The organism is Microbispora corallina (assembly GCF_016863035.1).
In the GTDB taxonomy this organism is placed as follows: domain Bacteria; phylum Actinomycetota; class Actinomycetes; order Streptosporangiales; family Streptosporangiaceae; genus Microbispora; species Microbispora corallina.
Window position 1 is genome coordinate 101951 of the sequence record NZ_BOOC01000011.1, and the last position, 19633, is coordinate 121583.

Here is a 19633-nt window from a genome sequence, read left to right on the forward strand (position 1 = left end):
AAGGTTTATTAACAAACCCAGGAGGTCATCGGTGCGCTCCCTGATCCGACTGCTGGCGGCGCTCGCGCTGACGGCCGCGGGCGTGACGGCCCTGCCCGCGGCCGCCTCGCAGGCCGCCGCGCAGCAGCCCATCGTGCTGCCCGGGTACAAGATCCAGTCGTCGGCCAAGGTCTCGGACGGCGGTGCGGCGATCTCCACGCCGGGCTACGGCGCGAGCGGCTGGTACGCCGCCGGGCCGCGCTCGACGGTCCTGGCCGCGCTGCTGAAGAACGGCGTCTACTCCGACCCCTTCTACTCCACGAACATGAAGTCCATCCCGGCGGCCGACTTCACCGTGCCCTGGTGGTACCGGTCGGACTTCACGCTGGGCTCGGAGACCGGGCTGCGCACCTACCTCGACGTCACCGGCCTCATCTCCGGTGGGGACGTGTGGGTGAACGGCGCCCAGGTCGCCGCCGGCCTCACCGGCGCCTACACCAGGAACGAGATCGACGTGACGTCGCTCGTCCACGCGGGCGTCAACAGCGTCGCGTTCAAGGTCAGCCCCAACGACCCGAACAAGCAGCTCACGATGGGCTGGATCGACTGGGTGCAGACCCCGCCGGACAAGAACATGGGCATCTTCCGCGACGTCGTCGTCCGGCGCAGCGGCCCGGTCGCCCTGCGCGACGCGCACGTCGTGACGTCCCTCACCGCCGCCCTCGACCGTGCCGACCTCACGGTCAAGGTGAACGCGCGCAACGACGGCGCCTCGGCCGTGACCGCGACGGTCGCCGGCACCGCCGCCGGGATGGGCTTCAGCCAGGACGTCTCGCTCGCGGCGCACCAGACGAAGACCGTGTCCGTTCCGCTCACGATCGCCTCGCCCAAGGTCTGGTGGCCGTACGGGATGGGCGGGCAGCCGCTGTACGACCTGTCGGTCACCGCGACCGTGGGCGGCACGGTCAGCGACACCGCGTCCTCCACGTTCGGCGTGCGGTCGGTCACCTCCTCGCTCGACGGCAGCGGGCACCGGCTCTACAAGATCAACGGCCGTCCGCTGCTGGTGCGCGGCGGCGGCTGGTCGCCCGACCTGTTCCTGCGCTGGGACCCGCAGTACGTGCGGGACAAGCTGGAGTACGTCCGCGACCTCGGGCTCAACACCATCCGCCTGGAGGGCCACCTTGAGCCGGACGACCTGTTCGACCTGACCGACCGGATGGGCATCCTCGTCATGGCCGGCTGGGAGTGCTGCGACAAGTGGGAGGGCGAGACCAACGGGAGCGAGCCGGGCGACAAGTGGACCTCGGCCGACTACACGGTGGCCAAGGCCTCCATGGCCGCCGAGGCGGCCCGCCTGCGCGACCACCCGAGCGTCTTCACGTTCCTCATCGGCAGCGACTTCGCCCCCAACGGCACTCAGGAGAGCGGCTACCTCGACGCGCTGAACGCCGCCGACTGGAAGACGCCGGTCGTCGCCGCGGCGTCCGACAACTCCTCGCCGCAGCTGGGAAGCTCCGGCATGAAGATGGACGGGCCGTACGACTGGATCCCGCCGAACTACTGGTACACCAAGCAGCTCGGCGGCGCGTCCGGCTTCGCCTCGGAGGTCAGCGCCGGGCCCGACGTGCCGACGCTCGACTCGCTGAAGCGCATGATGTCGTCGAGCGAGCTGAACACGCTGTGGCAGAACGCGAGCGCCACGCAGTACCACCGGTCGCCGTCGGACACGTTCGGCACGCTGAAGCTGTTCGACGACGCGCTCACCGGCCGGTACGGCGCGCCTTCCAGCCTGGACGACTACGTGCGGAAGGCGCAGCTCGCGCAGTACGAGAACACACGGGCCCAGTTCGAGGCGTTCGGCCGCAACTTCACCGACTCCGCCAACCCCGCCACGGGCGTCATCTACTGGATGCTGAACAGCGGCTGGAGCTCCCTGCACTGGCAGCTGTTCGACACCTACCTCGACCAGGGCGGCTCGTACTGGGGCACCAGGAAGGCGATGACCCCTCTCCACGTGCAGTACTCCTACGACAACCGCTCGGTGGTCGTGGTCAACTCCACCCACAAGGCGGCCTCGGGGCTGACCGTGAAGACCGACGCGTTCAACCTCGACGGGACGAACAAGTACAGCAACACGGCCACGGTCACCGCCCCCGCCGACGGCGGCCGGGTCACCGCCGTGACCATCCCCTCGTCCGTCAGCGGGCTGAACACCACCTACCTGCTGCGCCTCACGCTCAGCGACGCGAGCGGCGAGATCGACAGGAACGTCTACTGGCTGTCCACGGCCAAGGACGTCCTCGACTACGGCAACAGCGACTGGTACTACACGCCCACCACGTCGTACGCCGACCTCAAGGGGCTGGCGGGCATGGCGCGGGCGCCGATCTCGGTGACCGCGACGTCGCCGGGCCCGGGCACGGCCACGGTCACGGTGACGAACACCGGCACGGGCAAGCTCCCCGCGTTCTACCTGGACGCCCACGTGGTCGACGCGGCGGGCAAGCCCGTCCTGCCGGCCATCTGGTCGGACAACGCCATCAGCCTCTGGCCGGGGGAGTCGAAGACGCTCACGGTCACCTTCCGGGGCGCGGCGACCGGCGTCCGGGTCGCCGGGTGGAACACCGCCACCGCGACGGCGAGCTTCGGGTCCTCGGCCGCACGGGACTACCAGGCCGAGGACGCGACGCTCTCCCAGGCCGGCGTCTTCACCAACCACACCGGCTACACCGGCACCGGCTTCGTCGACTACACCAACGTCGCCGGATCGTACGTCGAGTGGACGGTGAACGCCGCGTCGGCCGGGCCCGCGACCCTGACCTTCCGGTACGCCAACGGCACGACGGCCGACCGGCCCATGGACATCGCGGTCAACGGCACGGTCGTGGCGGCGCGCACCTCGTTCGCGGCCACGACCAACTGGGACACCTGGGCGACCGTCTCCGTCCCGGTGACCCTCGCCGCCGGGACGAACCGGATCCGGGCCACCGCCACCGCGGCGACCGGCGGCCCGAACGTCGACAAACTGACCGTCGGCTGAGGGTCTCGCGGCGGCCGTCGCCGGGAGCGCGGCGCATGAGCGACGCCTCCTGGAGGCGGCCGCCGCGGCCGGCATGTCATGCCGGGCGCCTCCCGGCGGCCGCGTGTCAGGCGACGGTCGCCGCCACCCGGGGGAGCAGTGCGGCGACCTCGCCCGGCGTGGGCGGCGAGGCGCCCTCCCGCGTGCAGACCACGGCCGCCGCGGCGCAGCCGTGCCGCAGCGCGCGGGCGACGTCCTCGGCGGTGAGGACGGCGACGCCGTCGAGCTCCGCCAGATAGGCGGCGGTGAACATGTCGCCCGCGCCGACCGTGTCGGCGACCTCCACGGCGGGGGCGGGACAGGTCACCAGCCGGTCCCCGAACACCGCGACCGCGCCGTCCGCGCCGCGCGTGACCACCACGAGCCGGCCCGCGCCGGCGTCTCCGGCGTCCCCCGCGCCGCCGGACCAGGCGGCGGCCGGCCCGGCGTGGAGGGGCCAGGCGGCCCAGCGGCGCGCGGCGGCGAGGTCGGGCTCGCCCGGATAGAGCCAGGCCAGGTCCTCGGCGCTGACCTTGACGAGGCGGGCGAGCCGCACGCACTCCTCCACGGCCGCCCGCGCCGCGTCCCGCTCCCCGAGCAGCGACGGCCGGATGTTCGGGTCGTACGACACGGTGACCCCCGCCGAGGCGGCGGCCTCCATCAGGGACCGGACGCGCGGCCCGCCGGGACCGGTCAGCGCGGCCAGTGAGCCGGTGTGCAGGCAGGAGACCCCGGCGAGCCGGGGGGTCTGCGGGAAGCGCCAGTCGAACCGGAAGTCGTAGGACGCCGAGCCGTCCGCGCCCACCCGGGCGAAGGCGAGGCTGGTCGCGGGGGCGGCGGCGAGCTCCGACGCGCCGACGCCGTGCCGGGCGAGGTGGTCGCGGAGGAGACCGCCGAACAGGTCGTCGCCCACCTCGCTCGCGAACCGGACGGGCCGCCCCAGCGCGGCCAGCGCGACGGCGACGTTGAGCGGGCTGCCGCCCGGGACGGCCCGGAACCGCCACGAGCCGGGCGTGCCGATCAGATCGGCGATGCTCTCGCCCACCACCAGGAACGTCACAGGTCCTCCCCTCGCCGGTGCGACGATCGCACACCCCGGTCGCGGCGCCGCACGCGGGTCGCCTTATCCGCGACCCGTGTGCGCACCGCCGGGACACGGTGGGGAACGTACGAAGATCTGCATTCGGGCAGCTCACAGGGCAGGCACGGGTGATGACCGTGCCCCGAAACGCAACCTCGCAGTAATAAATTAGAAACTTATAATCTTTACGGTCGTGGGCATGAGGTCACCCGAGGCCCCCTCCGCCGAACCCCTGCCGGGACTCGACCGGGCGTCCGCCCTCCCGTACCACGAGCAGATCTACCGGCTGCTGCTGGACCTGATCGTGTCGGGCCGGTTGGCGCCGGGCGAGAAGCTCCTGCAGGAGAAGGAGTACGCGTCCCGGCTCGGGGTGAGCCTGGCGCCGGTGCGGCAGGCCATCCTGGCGCTCGCCAAGGACGGGTACGTCACCAGGACCAGGGGCCGCGGGACCTACGTCAGGGAGACGAAGGTCGGCGCCGAGATCCAGTTGCTGTCCAGCTTCACGGCGACGCTGAGCGCGACCGGGCTGCCCGTCGCCATGCGGGTGCTGTCCGCGGAGACGGTCCCCGCCGACGAGCGCCTCAGCGCCGCGCTGGGCGTGGCGGAGGGCGCCGAGCTGTTCCGGCTGCGGCGGGTCGCCTACCTGTCGGGCGAGCCGGTCGTGCTGCTGTCGGCCTCCCTGCCGGCCGCCCTGTTCCCCGGCCTGGCCGAGGCCGACCTCGAGGGTTCGCTCTACGGGCTCCTCGAGCGGCGGTACGGCACCGTGATGACCTCGGCCCGCAACGTCATCGAGGTCGTGCGCGCGCTCCCCGAGCACGCCGGCCACCTCCAGGTGCCCGTCGGCGAGGCACTGCTCCGCGTGGAGGCGGTCACCCTCGACCAGAACGGGACGCCGGTGGAGTTCTCCCAGGTGCTCTACCAGGCCGACCGGTTCCGATTCGAGATCGAAAGTCACCCCCGGCACGGAGTGGGCTTCCGGCCCGCCCCCACGACACCCCCCGACGGCACTACTCCCTAGCTCCACCCGCTCCGCAGAGAGGGGCCATCGCCGTGGCCGCACCGAGTCACCTGCCCGCCTCCCCCTCCGACCGTCACGCAGGCGTCTTCGTCCGGAACGCCACCGGGCTCATCCGCGAGGTGTCGTTCTTCGACGCCTTCGTCATGAACACGTTCGGGATGAACGTCGCCGTCGGCGGTGTCTTCCTCTTCCTCCAGGCGCAGACGGCGTTCTCCGGCGGGAACATGCTGCTCGCCGTCGTCGTCGGCACCCTGCTGATGGCGTTCACCCTGCTCCGCGTGTACGCGGAGTTCTCGGCCGCGATGCCGCGCTCCGGCGGCGACTACGTGTTCGTCAGCCGCACCCTGCACCCGGTTCTCGGCTTCCTGCTCTCGTGGAGCCAGGGCCTGTGGATGATCTTCTTCTGGATCGGCTTCAACGCCTACTTCGCGCTGACGTTCGCGGTCCCCGCCGCGCTGGCCACCCTGACGTCGGTCACCGGCCAGCAGGTCTGGCTGGACATGAGCAACGCCCTGCTCGGGCGGCACGACCTCCTCGGCGTCACCACCCAGTGGTGGGTGCTGGGGCTCGGCACCGTCATCACGGTCGGCTTCGGGGTCCTCATCGTGCTGGGCGGCCAGCGGTACTGGCGCTGGCAGAAGGTCCTGTTCGCGATCGCGGGCGTCAGCCTGCTGGTGTCCTTCCTGCTGCTGCTGTTCGCCGGAGGGAACATCACCGGCGGCTGGGACGACTTCGCCGCCAGGAACCACGGGCTGACCTTCGACCAGATCATCCCCGCCGCACAGCAGGCGGGGTACACCGGCAACGGCGCCGGATTCAGCCTGACCGACACCCTGCTGATGCTGCCGTGGGTGTTCTTCGTCGTCGGGTACGCCCAGGGCTCGGCGCAGATCGGCGGCGAGATCAAGCGGGCGTCGAAGACGCAGTACCGGGCCATGGTCGGCGGCGTACTGATCAACGGGCTCGCGCTCGCGCTGCTCACCGTCGTGCTGACGAGCCACGTCAGCGCCGACTGGCTCGGCAGCCTGGGATACCTGGCGGGGTCCGCCCCTGACAAGCTCGGCCTGCCCGCGGGACTGCCGCCCGGGTTCAACTTCCTGGCGGCGCTGCTGACGCACAACGTGTTCCTGCTGCTCCTGATCGGCGTGGGCTTCGTGATCTGGGCCGTGATGGGCACCCCGCTGTCGATCATGCAGTCCACCCGGTACATGCTCGCCTGGTCCCTCGACCGCACGGTCCCGCAGAAGCTGGGCGACGTCAGCGAGCGGTTCCACACGCCGGTCAAGGCCATCGCGCTGTGCGTGGTCACCGGGGAGATCGCCCTGGTCGCGCTGGTCAACTGGTCGGACGCGAGCCTGCTCGGCGCCCTGCTGGCGCAGATCCTCGCGTTCATCGTGGTCGCCCTGGCGGGCGTGGTCTTCCCGTACCGGCTTCGCGACGTCTGGGAGTCCGCGGGCGGACGGCGGCTGTTCGGCGTCCCGGTCGTCGCGCTGGCCGGCGCGGGCGGCGTCGTCGCGCTCGGCGCCCTGATGATCACCTTCGTCGCCAACGACACCATCAACTCGATGTTCGCGGTCACCCGCCGTCTGTCGCTGTGGTTCATGCTCGGCGTGGTCGTGAGCGGGGTCGTCTGGTACGTCGGCGCCCGGCTGGTCAACCGCAGCAGGGGCGTCGACCTCGGCCTGGTCTACCGCGAGATCCCGCCGGAGTGAGCCGGTCGCGGCCCGCGCGTCCGTCCATCCACGAAGGAGCTGCTGTCATGCGTCCGACCGGTGCCGCCGGGAGGCGGCGAGTGCTCGTCATCGGCAACCTCACCATCGACGACGTCGTGCTGTCCGACGGAGCCGTGAGAATGGGCAGTCCCGGCGGCAACGCCGTCTACGCCGTGCTCGCGGCCAGGCTGTGGAACCCGGCGGCCGGGATCGTCACCCGGCGGGGGGACGACCTCCCGCCGGGCATCCTGGACGAGCTGGAACGCCTGGGGGTGGACACCTCGGGTGTGCGCGCCGTCCCCGGGCCGACGGTGCGCAACTGGGTGGTCTACGAGGAGGACGGCCGCCGGCACTGGATCTACCGCACGCCTCGGGAGCGGTCGCTGGAGGTGGCCGTCCGGCCGGAGGACATCCCGGGGGAGTGGCTCGGGGACGACCCGCCGCCCGTGGTGCACGTCGCCGCGATGCCCCTGACGGCGGCGGCCGCCCTCGTGGACCACGTCCGCGGGCGCGCTCCCGGCGCCCTCGTCACGCTGGACACCCACGAGGACTGGGCGGGCGAGACGGAGGCGGTGCTGGACCTGGCCGCCCGCGTGGACGTGTTCCTGCCCAGCAGGGAGGAGCTCGCGGAGCTCGCCGGCTACGACGACCCGGCGCGCGCCGCCTCGTGGCTGCGCGGCCGCGGCGTCCCCGCGGTGGTGGTCAAACGGGGGGCCGGGGGAGCGCTGGTCGACACGGGGGAGGGGCCGCCGGTCGAGGTGCCCGCCGTCCCCGCCGCCGTGGCGGACGTCACCGGCGCGGGCGACACCTTCTGCGGGGCGACGGCCGCCGCGCTCGCCGCCGGCCTCCCCCTGCTGGAGGCGGTGCGGCGGGGCGCGGCCACGGCGTCGTGGGCGATCGCCGAGTTCGGGTCGCTGGCGCTGGCCGGGCTCGATCCGGTCTCCGCCCTCCGCCGGTTCGAGGCCGCCGGGACCGCCGGGGCGGCGGACGGCGCGCCCGGCGCGGAGGATCCGGCGCCCTACGACATCGACGTCATGCGCCGCGAGATCGCCATGATCCCCGATGTGATCGCCCGCCACCTCGCGGACCCGGACGGCGAGGTGGCGGGTCTGGCGGACGCCCTGACCGGGCAGGGCGTCGAGCACCTGTTCCTGGTCGGCTGCGGCGACTCGTACTTCGCGGGGATGGCGACGGCCCTGGCGTTCCAGCGCCACGCGGGGATCTCCGCGCGGGCCGTCCACGCCCTCGACTTCGCCCGCTACCAGGTGCGTTACCTGCCGGAGCGGAGCGCCGTGGTGTGCGTGTCGTTCTCGGGGAAGGTCGGCAGGACGACCGAGGCCGCCGTCCAGGCCCGCAGGTTCGGGCACCTCGCCGTCGCGCTGACGAACAACCGCGGCGGGGCGCTCGCGGAGGCCGCCGACAGGGTGCTTCCGGTGGACGTGCCGACGCTGGGCTTCTCGCCCGGGACCAGCACCTACCTCGGCATGGTCGCCACGCTGGCCGACCTCGCCGTTCGGTGGGGCCGCGCCCGCGGGCGGGACGTCGCGGCGGCGCGCGCCGCGCTGGACGGCGCGCCGTCGCTCGCCCGGCGGACGCTCGCGGCCAACGCGGGCCCCGCGGACAAGGCGGCCCGGGTGCTCGCCACGCACGCGTGGACGGCCTTCCTCGGAGCCGGCCCCAACGAGGCGTCCGCCAAGTTCGGCGCGGCCAAGCTCTTCGAGGGGCCGCAGCTCGTCGGCGTGAGCACCAACGTCGAGGAATGGGCGCACGAGGAGTACTTCGTCACCTCGGCCGGCACGCCGGTCGTGCTGATCGCCCCATCGGGCGCGGGAGCCGACCGGGCCGCGGAGATCCTCAGTGAGATCGACTTCGTCGGGGCCCTCCCCGTCGTCGTCAGCGACGCCGTCCCCGGCTCGTCCGCCCTTCACCTGCCGCTGGCTCCCGGCCTACCCGAGGAGTTCTCCCCGCTGCTCGCCGCGCTCCCGCTGAGCCTGCTCGGGTTCCACCTCGCGGAGGCGCTGGGCAAGAAGAGCTACAACTTCCCCAGCGAGGCGGTCAGGACGGAGCACTACGAGACCATCCACCGCGTCGTGATCGGAGAGCCGGCATGAGCGCCCCGACGCCGCTGGCCGACATCGAGGCCGAGGCGGGCCGCGTCCTCGCCGGTCTCACCGAGCGCGGCCTCGCCGTACGGCTCATCGGCGGCCTCGCCGTCGCCCGGCACCGCCATCGGGAGGTGCCGCAGCCCCTTCGGCGCGGCTACGGCGACATCGACCTGGTCGTCCACCCGAAGGAGGGCAAGGCCTTCCGGGCGGCCCTGGCCGACCTCGGCTACGTGCCGAACGTCCGGTTCAACAACATGCGCGGCGACCGCCGCATGCTGTTCACCGACGAGGCCAACGACCGCAAGCTCGACGTGTTCGTGGGCGGCTTCCAGATGTGCCACAGCCTCGACCTGGCCGACCGGCTCCGGCTGCATCCCGCGACGCTGTCCCCGGCCGACCTGCTGCTCACGAAGCTCCAGGTGGTGGAGGTCAACGTCAAGGACCTGACGGACGCGCTGACGATCCTGCTCACCCACGAGGTGGCGGCACCGGACGTCCCCGCCGACGGGGACTGCGACCACGTCAGCGCCGACCGGCTCGTCCAGGTGACCAGCGGCGACTGGGGCTGGTACACCACGTTCACCGACAACCTGGCGCGGCTGCCCGCCCTCGCGGCGGACCTGCTCGCGCCCCCGGACGCGGAGACCGCGACGGCGCGGGCCGGCGCGATCGCCGACCGCCTGGCCGCGGCGCCGAAGTCCTTCAGGTGGCGGGCCCGCGCCGCGGTGGGCCGCCGCATCCCCTGGTACGAGCTACCCGACGAGATCGGAGGGCCGATCGGTGCTGCGCGGCCGTGACTTGAAGATCTTCTTCGCCACCGACATCCATGGATCCGACCGCTGCTTCCGCAAGTTCGTCAACGCCGGGAAGTTCTACGGCGCCGACGTCCTCATCATGGGCGGGGACATCACCGGCAAGATGCTGGTGCCCGTCATCGAGGGCCCCGGCGGCCGGTACACCTCCCACCTGTTCGGCCGGGACAGGGAGGTCGGCGCCGAGGAGCTGCCGGCGCTCCGCAAGACGATCGCCGACGCCGGGTTCTACGCCTACGACACCACCCCCGACGAGATCGCCGAGTTCCGGGAGCACCCCGAGCTGGTCGACAAGACGTTCCGCACGCACATGCACGAGACGCTGTCGGCGTGGATGGCGCTGGCGGAGGAGCGCCTGGCCGGCACCGGCATCATGTGCCTGCTCGCGCCCGGCAACGACGACCCGCTGTTCGTCGACGACGTGCTCGGCTCGTCCGACATGCTCGTCAACCCCGAGGGACGGCTCGTGGAGCTGCCCGGCGGCTTCACCATGATCTCGGTGGGCTTCTCCAACCCGACGCCCTGGAACTCGCCGCGCGAGCTGCCGGAGGAGCAGCTCGCCGAGCGCATCGCCCGCGAGGCGGCCAGGGTCCCCGACATGTCCAAGGCGATCTTCAACCTGCACGTGCCGCCGAAGGACACCCCGATCGACCAGGCCATGGCGCTCGACGACGAGTTCCGGCCGGTCATGAGGTCCGGCAGCCCGGTCATCACCGGCGTGGGATCGAGCGCCGTCCGCGACGCTATGGCCACGTACCGGCCGCTGCTCGGCCTGCACGGGCACATCCACGAGTCGCGCGGCGAAGCCGTGATCGCCGGCTCCCGGTCGATCAACCCCGGCAGCGAGTACTCCGAGGGCGTCCTGCGCGGCGCGCTCATCACGCTCTCCACCAAGAAGGGGCTCCGTGGCTACCAGCTCGTCGCCGGGTGACGCCTGTCCGGAGCGCCCCAGGGCGACGACGGTGGCCGTCGTCGGCTCCGCCCGCCTGGAGGAGCCCGACCCGGCGTGGAGGGAGGCCCTCGCCCTGGGCGCCGCGCTCGGCGGCCGCGGCTGGCGGGTGATGACCGGCGGGTACGGCGGGCTGATGGGCGCCGCCGCCAGGGGAGCCCGGGAGGCCGGCGCCGCGGTCGTCGGGCTGCCGATGACGGCCTGGGCGGGCCTCGACCCGAGCCCCTGGTGCACGGAGCTGCTGTGGGCCGCCGACTACTCCGAGCGGCTGCGCCACCTGCTCGCCGCCGACGCGGTGGTGGCGCTGCCGGGCGGGATCGGCACGCTCGCGGAGGCCGCCGTCGTCTGGTCCGCGCTTCAGACCGAGCCCGGCGCGGCCCGGCTCCTGCTGCTGGGTCCCCGGTGGCGGCGTCTGCGGGATGCTCTCGCCGCCGACCTCGTCGTCGGGGCCGACGACCTGCGGCTCGCGCCCGTGGCCGAGGACGTGGACGAGGCCGTGCGCCTACTGGACCGGCTGGTCGCCGGCGCCCCCGGCGTCGCGCCGGCCCCCCGGGGGTGACGGTGGACGACGCGGCGCCCCCGGACCTGGTGGTCCTGGCACGCAGGGCGGTGGTGGGCGGCACCGAGGCCCCCGCTGCCGTGTCCGTCCGGGACGGCCGGATCGTCGCGGTCGGCCCGTACGACGAGGGCACGGCCCGGTCGGCGCGGGCGGTCGCCGAAACCGGCGAGGACGAGGTGCTGCTGCCGGGGCTGGTCGACCCGCACGTCCACGTGAACGAGCCCGGGCACGCCGACTGGGAGGGCTTCGACAGCGCGACGAGGGCCGCGGCGGCGGGCGGGATCACCACGCTCGTCGACATGCCGGTGGACAGCGTCCCGGCCACGACGGACGTCGCGGCCCTCGAGGCCAAGCGGGACGCGGCCCGCGGGCGGTGCCATGTCGACATCGGCTTCTGGGGCGGCGCCCACCTGGGCAACCTCGGGGAGCTGGCGGCCCTGCACCGGGCGGGCGTCGCGGGGTTCAAGTGCTTCCTGGCCGACGCCGGCGCCCCCGATCTCCCGCCCGTCTCGCCGGCCGGGCTCGTCGCCGTGATGCGCGAGCTGCGCCGGTTCGACGCGCCGCTGCTCGTCCATGCCGAGAGCGCCGACGAGCTGCGGCGGAGCCCGGCGGCCGCGGGGCGCCGCTACTCCGGCTTCCTCCGGTCCCGGCCGCCGGCGGTGGAGGAGGCGGCCGTGGCGACCGTCGTCGAGGCCGCGCGGCTTACTGGGGCGCGCGCCCACGTCGTGCACGTGTCCGCCCCGGGAACGCTGCCGCTGATTGAGGCGGCCCGCCGCGACGGGGTGCGGGTCACCGCGGAGACCTGCCCGCACTACCTGGCCCTGACGGCCGAGGAGATCCCCGACGGGGCCACGGAGTTCGCCTGCTGCCCGCCGATCCGCGAGGCGGCCGGCCGCGAGGCCCTCTGGGCCGCGCTCGCCGCCGGGACGCTCGGCCTGGTCGTCTCCGACCACTCACCGTGCGCCGCCGGGCTCAAGCACCGCGACACCGGGGACTTCGGGACGGCCTGGGGCGGCGTCTCCTCGCTCCAGCTCGCGCTGCCCGTCGTCTGGACAGAGGCCCGGCTGCGCGGCGTCCCGCTCGCCCGGCTGGCCGAGTGGATGAGCGCGCGTCCCGCCCGCCTGGCGGGGCTCCCAGGCAAGGGCGCGATCGCCCCCGGGTACGACGCCGACCTGTGCGTGCTCGCCCCGGAGGAGACCTTCACGGTCCGCCCCGAGGAGCTCCACCACCGCCAGCCCGTCACCCCGTACGCCGGCCGCCGCCTGCACGGCGTGGTGCGGCGCACCTGGCTGCGCGGGCGGGACGTGGATCCCTCCCGGCCCTGCGGCCGCCTGCTCACCCCCACGGCGCACCGCCCGGAGGACACCCCATGAAGATCGTCGTGATCAACCCCAACACCTCGCGGTCGATGACCGCCGCCATCGCGGAGACGGCCCGGCGCGCCGCCTCCCCCGGGACCGAGGTCGTCGCCGTCCAGCCGGCGTACGGGCCGGAGGCGATCGACTGCGCGATGGAGAGCCACCTGTCCGCCGTCGCGGTGATGGACCTCGTCCTCACCTTCGACGAGCCGTACGACGCGGTGGTGCTGGCCGGGTTCGGCGAGCACGGGCGCGAGGGCGTGCAGGAGATCGTGGACGTGCCCGTGCTGGACATCGCCGAGTCGTCGGCCCACGTCGCGCAGATGATCGGGCGGAGCTACTCGGTCGTCACGACGTTGCGGCGCTCGGTCGCCGCGATCGAGGACCGGCTGCGGCTGGCCGGGCTCGCCGACCGGTGCGCCTCGGTCCGCGCCTGCGGCCTGTCCACCCTGGACGTGGACCGGGACCCGGCCGCCGCGACGGAGGCGGTGGTCGCCGAGGCGGAGCGGGCCGTGCGGGACGACCACGCGGAGGTGATCTGCCTGGGCTGCGGCGGCATGGCCGGGCTCGACGCGGCGATCACCGCGCGGCTCGGCGTGCCCGTCGTCGACGGCGTCGCCGCCGGAGTCCGGCTGGCCGAGGCGGTCGTGGGCCTCGGCCTGCGGACCAGCAAGGTCTGCACCTACGCTCCGCCCGAACCGAAGGAGATCCGCGCGTGGCCCCTGTCCCGGTACCTCACCACGGCGGCGCGATGAGCGCGGCGGTGGACCTGGCCTCACGGTGGCTGGGCGGAGGCGTGGTCGCCGCGAGCGACGAGTCGTTCGGTTTCAAGGAGAACCTTTTGGTCCCCCAGGCGGCGGACTTCGTCCCCGGCAGGTACGACCACCGCGGCGAGATCGTGGACGGCTGGGAGACCCGGCGCCGGCGCGGCGAGCCCGGCCACGACTGGGCCGTCGTCCGGCTCGGCGCGCCCGGGGTCGTCAGGTCCGTCGACGTGGACACCAGCTTCTTCACCGGCAACTACCCGCCGCGCTGCCGGATCGAGGCCTGCGGGATGGAGGGCCACCCCGGCGTGGGCGACCTCACGGGCCCGGACGCCGAATGGGTGGAGATCGTGCCGCTGAGCCCGCTCACCGGGGACGCGCACAACGTGTTCCCGGTCGCCGACCCCCGGCGGTTCACCCACGTGCGCCTGTCGATCCACCCGGACGGGGGCGTCGCCCGCCTGCGGGTCATCGGGGAGGTGGTGCCCGACCCCCGCCAGTGGGACGGCCTGACCGTGGACCTGGCGAGCCAGGAACACGGCGGCCTGGTCGTGGCCAGCAGCGACGACTTCTACACGTCGGCGGAGCTGCTCAACCGCCCCGGCCGGGCCCGGACGATGGGGGAGGGCTGGGAGACAAGCCGCCGCCGCGACTCCGGTCACGACTTCGCGGTCGTCCGGCTGGCCGCGACCGGCCGCCTCCGGCAGATCGTGGTGGACACCGCCCACTTCAAGTACAACGCCACCGCGGAGGTCGAGCTGCACGGTCACGTGCCCGGTGTGGGTTCCGTGCCTCAGGCGTCCGGCGGCGCCGACGGGGACGGCTGGTTCCCGCTGACGGGCCGGCTGCGGATCCAGCCCGACACCAGGCACGTCTTCACGCTGCCCGAGCCGACGGCCCCGGTGTCGGCCGTCCGGGTCGACGCGTACCCGGACGGCGGCATCTCCCGTGTCCGGCTCGTCGGCGTCCCGGAGCCCGCGTCCCGGCGGGAGGCCGGGCTGCGCTGGTTCAACGCGCTTCCCGAGGGGCAGGCCGCGTCCTGTCTGGCCCACGCCGGCCTGTCGCCGGAGACGGCCCGGCGGGTGCTGGCCGCCCGCCCGCTCGGCGCGGGCCTCTCGGAGCTGCCCGCCGGGGGCGCCGGCGTGGACGTCCTCGCCGCCTGGCTCACCGGTCCCGGGTGACGCCCGGTCCGGGCGCTGCCGGCGACCTCCGCTGTCAGCCGGGGAACACGAGCGGGACCCGCTCCAGCCCGATGACGCCGGCCGGCCAGGCCACCTCGGGCTCGTAGCCGGGCGCCAGGCCGTACGACGGGATGCGGCGGTGCCACTCGCGCAGGACCACGGCGAACTCCGTCCGGGCCAGGTGGACGCCGACGCAGCGGTGCGGGCCGCCGCCGAAGGTGAGGTGGTTGTAGGCGCGGTCGGGGTCGAACGCGTCCGGGTCGCGGAGGTCGGCCGGGTCCCGGTTGGCCGCGCCCAGGGCGACCCCCACGCTGGCGCCCGCCGGGATCAGGTGGCCGTACAGTTCGACGTCCTGGGTCGCGACGCGGGGGAGGACGCAGTTGGCGGGGTCCACGCGGAGCATCTCGTCCACCACGAGGGGGATGAACGACTCGTCGGCGGCGATCCGCGCCTGCAGGTCGGGCCGGGCGGCGAGCTTGGCGAACATCAGGCTGAGCGCCGAGGTCACGCTGTCGATGCCCGCGATGATGAACAGGAAGCACATCCCGAGTGCCTCGGTGTCGGTGAGGGGCTCGTCGCCCTCGGCCGCGAACAGGTCGGCGAGCAGGCCGCCGCCCGTGCCGTTCCGGCAGGCGGCCACGTGCGCGGCCGTGTACGCGAAGAGCTGGGCGGCCGACTCCTGCACCTCGGGCGGCGGCGCGGCGGCCCCGGACAGGTCGGCGGCGCCGACGATGGCGTCCTTCCACAGCAGAAGGCGGTCGCGGTCCTCCTCGGGCAGGCCGAACAGGGTCAGGAACACCTGGGCGGGGAACGGCCGGGCCAGCTCGGCCACGACCTCACAGGAGTCCCGGCCCTCGATGCGGTCGATGAGGCCGTTCACCTGCTCATGCGACGACCGCTCCAGCCGCGCAGCCGCGCGCGGGGTGAAGAACGGCTGCAGGAGCCGGCGGTAGCGGGTGTGGGCCGGCGGGTCGGAGGCGATCGGCAGCAGCGGGACGGGGCTGCCGAGGGTCGCGAACGCCCGCTCCGAGGAGAAAACCTCGGGGTGGCGCAGCACGTGGTCGGCGGCCTCCCGGCTCGTGACGACGTAGCCGCCGTTCCTCAGCCGCACGACCGGTCCTGCCTCTCTGAGCATGGCGTACGGCCGGGTGCGGTCCCTGGACATCGGGAGCTCCTCGAGACTGATCGTCCCGTCCGGACCGGTCTGCGTCTGCTGTCGCATGGTTCTCCTGACCGCTGCTACGCCGCAAAACACCAGAAATTGGGGTGAACAACCCGCAGCATCGTAAATCGCGGTTGATCATGAGGAAAGAGTGATCGCCCGTCTAGTTGGGCAGGTTGAAGGTCGTGTCCATCGCGGTGATTCCGGACATGGGGCTGTCTCCTTACTGGGGTGGGAGCGCGCTGCGCTGCCGCTTGAGGCTGATCGCGAGCGCGTGGTTGCCGGCCTTCTCGGCTTCGGCGATCTGCTGGTCAAGGGACGTCGCGCCGGAGCCGCCGGCGCCCTGGAAGTCCGCGCCGCCTGCGGCCGGGACAGGCGGCGGCGTCGGGGCGGCCGCCTGCGCAGCCATCCACGGGTTCGCGGTGAGCGCGCCCTTGATGGCCTCGGCCAGCTGCGCCGAGAAGTCGGCCGAGCTGGGGTCGAGGTTCTTCGCGTGCTCGGCGAACGTCATCGAGCCGAGGAGCGCGTCGGGGTTGACGCCGTGCGCGGCCGCCGCGGTGTATGCGTGCCGGAGCACGGTCTCCGCACGGGCCGACGTCCTGTACTTCGCGGACTCGTCGCGCAGGTCCCGGATGTGCTTCTGCCACTTCTGCGGGAGCCGGGTCAGGTCCTCATCGTCGCTGGCCGGATTCTGCGGCTGTGGCGGTGTCCAGGTGGGCGGCTGCGGGACGGGCGCCTGGGCTGGCGGCTGGAGGGGCGGGACGGCAGGAGGCGGCGACGGGAGGTGCCGCCGGCGGCGTAGCGGCGGGTGCCGGCGCGGGCGGGGTGGGCACGGTCATGCGGACCCTCCAGGGGACTCGCGGGGTGGAGCTCGGCGCCAGGCCGAGCCGGTGAATCGCTCGCCCCTGGCGAGCGAAGAGCGTGAAACCGCAGGTCGGAGAGCCCGCGACGTTAGCCGTTCGAGTGCGTACCCTGCGCGGCATGAGTGCACAATGCCCGCGCTGTGGCGCGGATCAGGTCAAGGTGTTCGTCGAGGTCCCGAACCAGACGGTCGAGCGCGTCTTCAGGTTCAGTGGTCCGTTCTGTCCCCGGCTCTGCCAGGGGTGGCCTCGCAACGCCACGGAACGGGTCGAGCCGTACGTCTCTCAGGAGACGCTCAACCCCTGACCACCCGGATGTCCCGCGGCCGGCAGGTCGCGGGAAATCCTCCGGGGCCCAATTGGAACGGTTCGCCGGACAAATCCGCGGTTCGGCATCTACCGTCCGGATCATGCAGCAGCCATCCGGGCACCACCAGCCACAGCACGTCAGGCCGTATCACCAGCCGCCGCAGCAGCAGCCGTACGGCCCCCCGTCACAGGCATACCGGTCGGGCGGGCACCAGCCGCAGTAGAGGCGCGGGCCGAAGACGTGGGTCATCGTGGTCCTCGGCGTGCTCGCGTTGGGCGGCGCGATCCTCCAGGCGTTGGGCGACTCATCTGGGAAGCCGGCGCCGGCCGCGACGAGCGCCGCCCAGCAGCCGAAGAACACGGAGCTCGCGGTGCCGGACGTGCCCGACTTGACCGGGACGAAGCGGGCCGCCTACCTCGCGGCCCTCGGCGTGATCGATCAGGGACTCGTCGTGAACGAGGACCGGGTGGTGCGCCGCGGTCAGTCGACCTGCACGGACATCCTCGAAGGCAAGCCGAACAGCATGATCGTGCACAACGCGCAGGTCAGGTTCACCGGGGGCGACGCCACAGTGTCCGTCCACGGCCCAGGCCCGGCAAATCGTGTCGCTGGTCAAGGCGTGGTGCCGGTAGGCGCTGGCTGATCAGTCGTCCGGCGACAGCCCCATGGCCTGCCGGGCGCGCCGGTGGAACTCGTCCTCGGCTTCGACGGGCGGGTTCACGTCCAGGTAGTGCTGCTGATAGTCCGAGCCCGCCTTGCGGCCCTCGGGGTGGAATTCGGCCTCGGCCAGGTGCTCGCGTTCCCACTCGGCGTGCACGTCAGCGAGCGCGGCGAGGAGAGCGATGCGCTCGGCCGACGGCCTTGTCGCTTTCACCGGAGCCATTTCACTCCATACCAGTCCGAACCCAGCATGAACCGCTTGCCGAGCCACAGGTCAGCTCCCTCGGTGCGGCCGACCTGGCTCAGCTGGTAGGGCGTGGGGTACCCGCGGGTTCCGAACGGCTCCTCGCGCCACTAACGCAGAATATCCCGGCCCTTGTCCGCGGCCGGGTCGTCTGGGTGTTTGTCGAGGTACTTCTCGAAGGCCTCGAACATCTTGTCGGCGGTGTCCTCGTCCGCCCAGTCGAATCCGCGCCTTGCCCAGGTGTAGCCGCCGACGTCGATGTCGGCGTGCACCTGGATCCGGGTGAGGCCTGACTGCCTATACCAGCGCTCCAGGTAGGCGTTGAACCCGGACGCGAAGCCCTGCCCGCGGACCTCTTCGCCGAGCGTCAGGAGGGAGTGCTCGACGAACAGACTGCTGTCGTGGTCCCGGTAGAAGACCCGCTAGAAGAAGCCGACCTCTTCGCCGGCGCTGTTCCTGATCTCCCCGCTGACGATCACCCAGTCCTGCTCGTTCGACCGGTTGATCGCGATGGCGTCGGGCTTGACCGTCAGCCCGGCATACTTGCCGGCGATCACCTTGAAGAACTCGTCCTTCACGCGGCTCCGCTCCTCGGCGGACACCTTGGGGCCGTCGGCGGGGATGAGGTCGCCGATCCGTGGCCGCTGGGCCTCGCGGCGAGCTTGGGCCGCGGCCTCGGCCGCCCGCTGCTGCGCGGCCGCGTCCTCACGCCGCGCGGGCTTCGCGTCGTCGATCGCGGTCTCCCCGGGCACCGCGCGCGGCCGCGCCGCGGGCGGCTCCGGAGCAGCCTCGGCCGCGGCCCGGGCAGCGGGCCCGCCGTCCAGGGTCGGCTGCGCCGGAGGCTCCAGGTCGCCAACCGGCCCGCCGGACGGTCCGCCGGTCCTCGGGACGTTCCCGCCGCCGATCTGCTCGCGGTATGGCAACCTCTGAGCTTTGGGTTCGCGGCGAGGTGCGCGCGGAGCTCGGCCTGTGCGGCGCCCACCTTGGTGTTCGCGGCCTTCTTCGCCTCGGGGGTGAGCGCGCCCTCCCGCTGCTCCTTCGTCGCGCGGATCTTCCGCTCCAGCGCGCTGCTTCTGGCGGCTTTGTCGCCCTCGGGGTCCTCGGTGTCGGTCGGGATCTTCGTGATGCCCGCCTGGTAGGCCGAGACCGAGTGCCGGTGTCGTGGTCCTCGACGGTGATCGACGGGGGTTCGCTGTAGAGCAGGTCGGCGCCGGTGGTTGCGAGGTCGGCAGGCAGGGGGACATGGAGCTTCGTGCGCTTCTCGCCGCGCGGGGTCGGCGCTCCCCAGAAGAAACGGGCGAGGGTGCCAACGACGCCGCCCCGGTAGGTCGAGGGCCGGTTGATCGGGTAGGTCCGGTCCGTCGCCGTACAGGCCGGCCAGGGCATCCGGGTCGCCTTCGTGCCAGGTCGACCAGACGTTGAACTGGTCGTAGATCGGGGCGAGGTTCTTCGGCGGCCAGGTGCCGCCGCTGGGCAGCGGCATCGATTTCTCCTCAAATTTGTGAATCGCGTATTTGATACGCCGTTAGGATTCGCCGCCGTTTACCGTGATAATGGGAGGGAAGCGAACTCAGGAAAAGGTCAGAAATGCCTACTTACTATTTCCAATTGACGCCCGGCAAGACCGAGCAGGTGAACGCCGACGAGGTCGTCAAGGACCAGGAGACCGGTGTTTTCCGGCTCGTGCGTCGCGGCGAGGTCGTCCGGACGGTGCCGGCGGGCACGCGGATCCGGGTGACCGAGGTGACGGAGATCATCAGCCCGACCGGTGCTCAGCTCCCGATCCGCCGGTCTAGGTGACCTTGATCGTGCCGTTGG

General features: G+C 72.8%; 19 protein-coding genes and 1 pseudogene. 13 read left to right on the top strand and 7 right to left on the bottom strand.

Annotated elements, in window-relative coordinates:
- The first annotated feature begins 31 nt into the window (after positions 1 to 31).
- Positions 32 to 3022 (top strand): glycosyl hydrolase 2 galactose-binding domain-containing protein, encoded by a 2991-nt coding sequence (locus Mco01_RS14155; protein WP_204057354.1) that lies wholly within the window; start codon positions 32 to 34, stop codon positions 3020 to 3022.
- Positions 3023 to 3128: 106 nt separating this feature from the next.
- Here Mco01_RS14155 and Mco01_RS14160 read toward each other — a convergent pair whose 3' ends face one another.
- Complete coding sequence (locus Mco01_RS14160; protein ID WP_204057355.1) at positions 3129 to 4100, bottom strand: carbohydrate kinase family protein; 972 nt, start codon at positions 4098 to 4100, stop codon at positions 3129 to 3131.
- A gap of 220 nt (positions 4101 to 4320) precedes the next feature.
- On the opposite strand from Mco01_RS14160, the gene Mco01_RS14165 reads away from it, so the two are divergent.
- From Mco01_RS14165 to alc, 9 genes are read left to right on the top strand one after another with little or no spacing between them, the layout of a single operon-like run.
- Entirely contained in the window at positions 4321 to 5139 is an 819-nt protein-coding gene (locus Mco01_RS14165) for a GntR family transcriptional regulator (protein ID WP_204057356.1), read from the top strand.
- 32 nt (positions 5140 to 5171) lie between these two features.
- Complete coding sequence (locus Mco01_RS14170; RefSeq protein WP_204057357.1) at positions 5172 to 6851, top strand: APC family permease; 1680 nt, start codon at positions 5172 to 5174, stop codon at positions 6849 to 6851.
- A gap of 47 nt (positions 6852 to 6898) precedes the next feature.
- The gene (locus Mco01_RS14175; protein ID WP_204057358.1) at positions 6899 to 8962 is read left to right on the top strand and encodes a PfkB family carbohydrate kinase; all 2064 of its coding nucleotides are present in this window, start codon (positions 6899 to 6901) and stop codon (positions 8960 to 8962) included.
- Entirely contained in the window at positions 8959 to 9753 is a 795-nt protein-coding gene (locus Mco01_RS14180; RefSeq protein WP_204057359.1) for a nucleotidyltransferase family protein, read from the top strand. The genes Mco01_RS14175 and Mco01_RS14180 overlap by 4 nt, the downstream gene beginning before the upstream one ends.
- Positions 9737 to 10699 carry a metallophosphoesterase family protein gene (locus Mco01_RS14185; RefSeq protein ID WP_204057360.1) on the top strand — a complete coding sequence of 321 codons (963 nt, stop codon included), beginning with the start codon at positions 9737 to 9739 and terminating at the stop codon, positions 10697 to 10699. Before Mco01_RS14180 ends, Mco01_RS14185 begins: the two co-directional genes overlap by 17 nt.
- A complete protein-coding gene (locus Mco01_RS14190; RefSeq protein WP_204057361.1) occupies positions 10674 to 11276 on the top strand; it encodes an LOG family protein in 603 nt (200 codons plus the stop codon). Before Mco01_RS14185 ends, Mco01_RS14190 begins: the two co-directional genes overlap by 26 nt.
- A gap of 2 nt (positions 11277 to 11278) precedes the next feature.
- On the top strand, positions 11279 to 12649 hold the full coding sequence (gene allB / locus Mco01_RS14195) for an allantoinase AllB (protein WP_204057362.1): 1371 nt from the start codon (positions 11279 to 11281) through the stop codon (positions 12647 to 12649).
- Positions 12646 to 13389: an aspartate/glutamate racemase family protein gene (locus Mco01_RS14200; protein WP_204057363.1), complete on the top strand. Its 744-nt coding sequence runs from the start codon at positions 12646 to 12648 to the stop codon at positions 13387 to 13389. Before allB ends, Mco01_RS14200 begins: the two co-directional genes overlap by 4 nt.
- Positions 13350 to 14579 carry an allantoicase gene (alc, locus tag Mco01_RS14205; protein WP_239103599.1) on the top strand — a complete coding sequence of 410 codons (1230 nt, stop codon included), beginning with the start codon at positions 13350 to 13352 and terminating at the stop codon, positions 14577 to 14579. Before Mco01_RS14200 ends, alc begins: the two co-directional genes overlap by 40 nt.
- A 34-nt stretch (positions 14580 to 14613) precedes the next feature.
- Here the strand turns inward: alc and Mco01_RS14210 are convergent, their stop codons facing one another.
- Together Mco01_RS14210 and Mco01_RS14215 are read right to left on the bottom strand one after the other, a co-directional pair.
- Complete coding sequence (locus Mco01_RS14210) at positions 14614 to 15801, bottom strand: cytochrome P450 (protein WP_204057364.1); 1188 nt, start codon at positions 15799 to 15801, stop codon at positions 14614 to 14616.
- A 163-nt stretch (positions 15802 to 15964) separates the two neighbouring features.
- The gene (locus tag Mco01_RS14215; RefSeq protein ID WP_204057365.1) at positions 15965 to 16318 is read right to left on the bottom strand and encodes a hypothetical protein; all 354 of its coding nucleotides are present in this window, start codon (positions 16316 to 16318) and stop codon (positions 15965 to 15967) included.
- A 404-nt stretch (positions 16319 to 16722) separates the two neighbouring features.
- On the opposite strand from Mco01_RS14215, the gene Mco01_RS14220 reads away from it, so the two are divergent.
- Both Mco01_RS14220 and Mco01_RS14225 read left to right on the top strand, forming a co-directional pair.
- A complete protein-coding gene (locus Mco01_RS14220) occupies positions 16723 to 16908 on the top strand; it encodes a hypothetical protein (protein WP_204057366.1) in 186 nt (61 codons plus the stop codon).
- Positions 16909 to 17161: 253 nt separating this feature from the next.
- Positions 17162 to 17554, top strand: coding sequence for a hypothetical protein (locus Mco01_RS14225; protein ID WP_204057367.1), 393 nt, complete (start codon positions 17162 to 17164; stop codon positions 17552 to 17554).
- Here Mco01_RS14225 and Mco01_RS14230 read toward each other — a convergent pair whose 3' ends face one another.
- From Mco01_RS14230 to Mco01_RS40510, 4 genes and pseudogenes are all read right to left on the bottom strand, one after another.
- Positions 17555 to 17785: a hypothetical protein gene (locus Mco01_RS14230; RefSeq protein WP_204057368.1), complete on the bottom strand. Its 231-nt coding sequence runs from the start codon at positions 17783 to 17785 to the stop codon at positions 17555 to 17557. It abuts the gene before it with no gap.
- 140 nt (positions 17786 to 17925) lie between these two features.
- On the bottom strand, positions 17926 to 18087 hold the full coding sequence (locus Mco01_RS14235; RefSeq protein WP_204057369.1) for a hypothetical protein: 162 nt from the start codon (positions 18085 to 18087) through the stop codon (positions 17926 to 17928).
- A 150-nt stretch (positions 18088 to 18237) separates the two neighbouring features.
- A complete protein-coding gene (locus Mco01_RS14240; protein ID WP_204057370.1) occupies positions 18238 to 18738 on the bottom strand; it encodes a hypothetical protein in 501 nt (166 codons plus the stop codon).
- An 83-nt stretch (positions 18739 to 18821) separates the two neighbouring features.
- Positions 18822 to 19298, bottom strand: a pseudogene (locus tag Mco01_RS40510) (hypothetical protein); the annotation flags it as partial.
- 125 nt (positions 19299 to 19423) lie between these two features.
- Between Mco01_RS40510 and Mco01_RS14250 the strand changes: the two are divergent.
- Complete coding sequence (locus Mco01_RS14250; RefSeq protein ID WP_204057372.1) at positions 19424 to 19615, top strand: hypothetical protein; 192 nt, start codon at positions 19424 to 19426, stop codon at positions 19613 to 19615.
- Positions 19616 to 19633 lie beyond the last annotated feature (18 nt).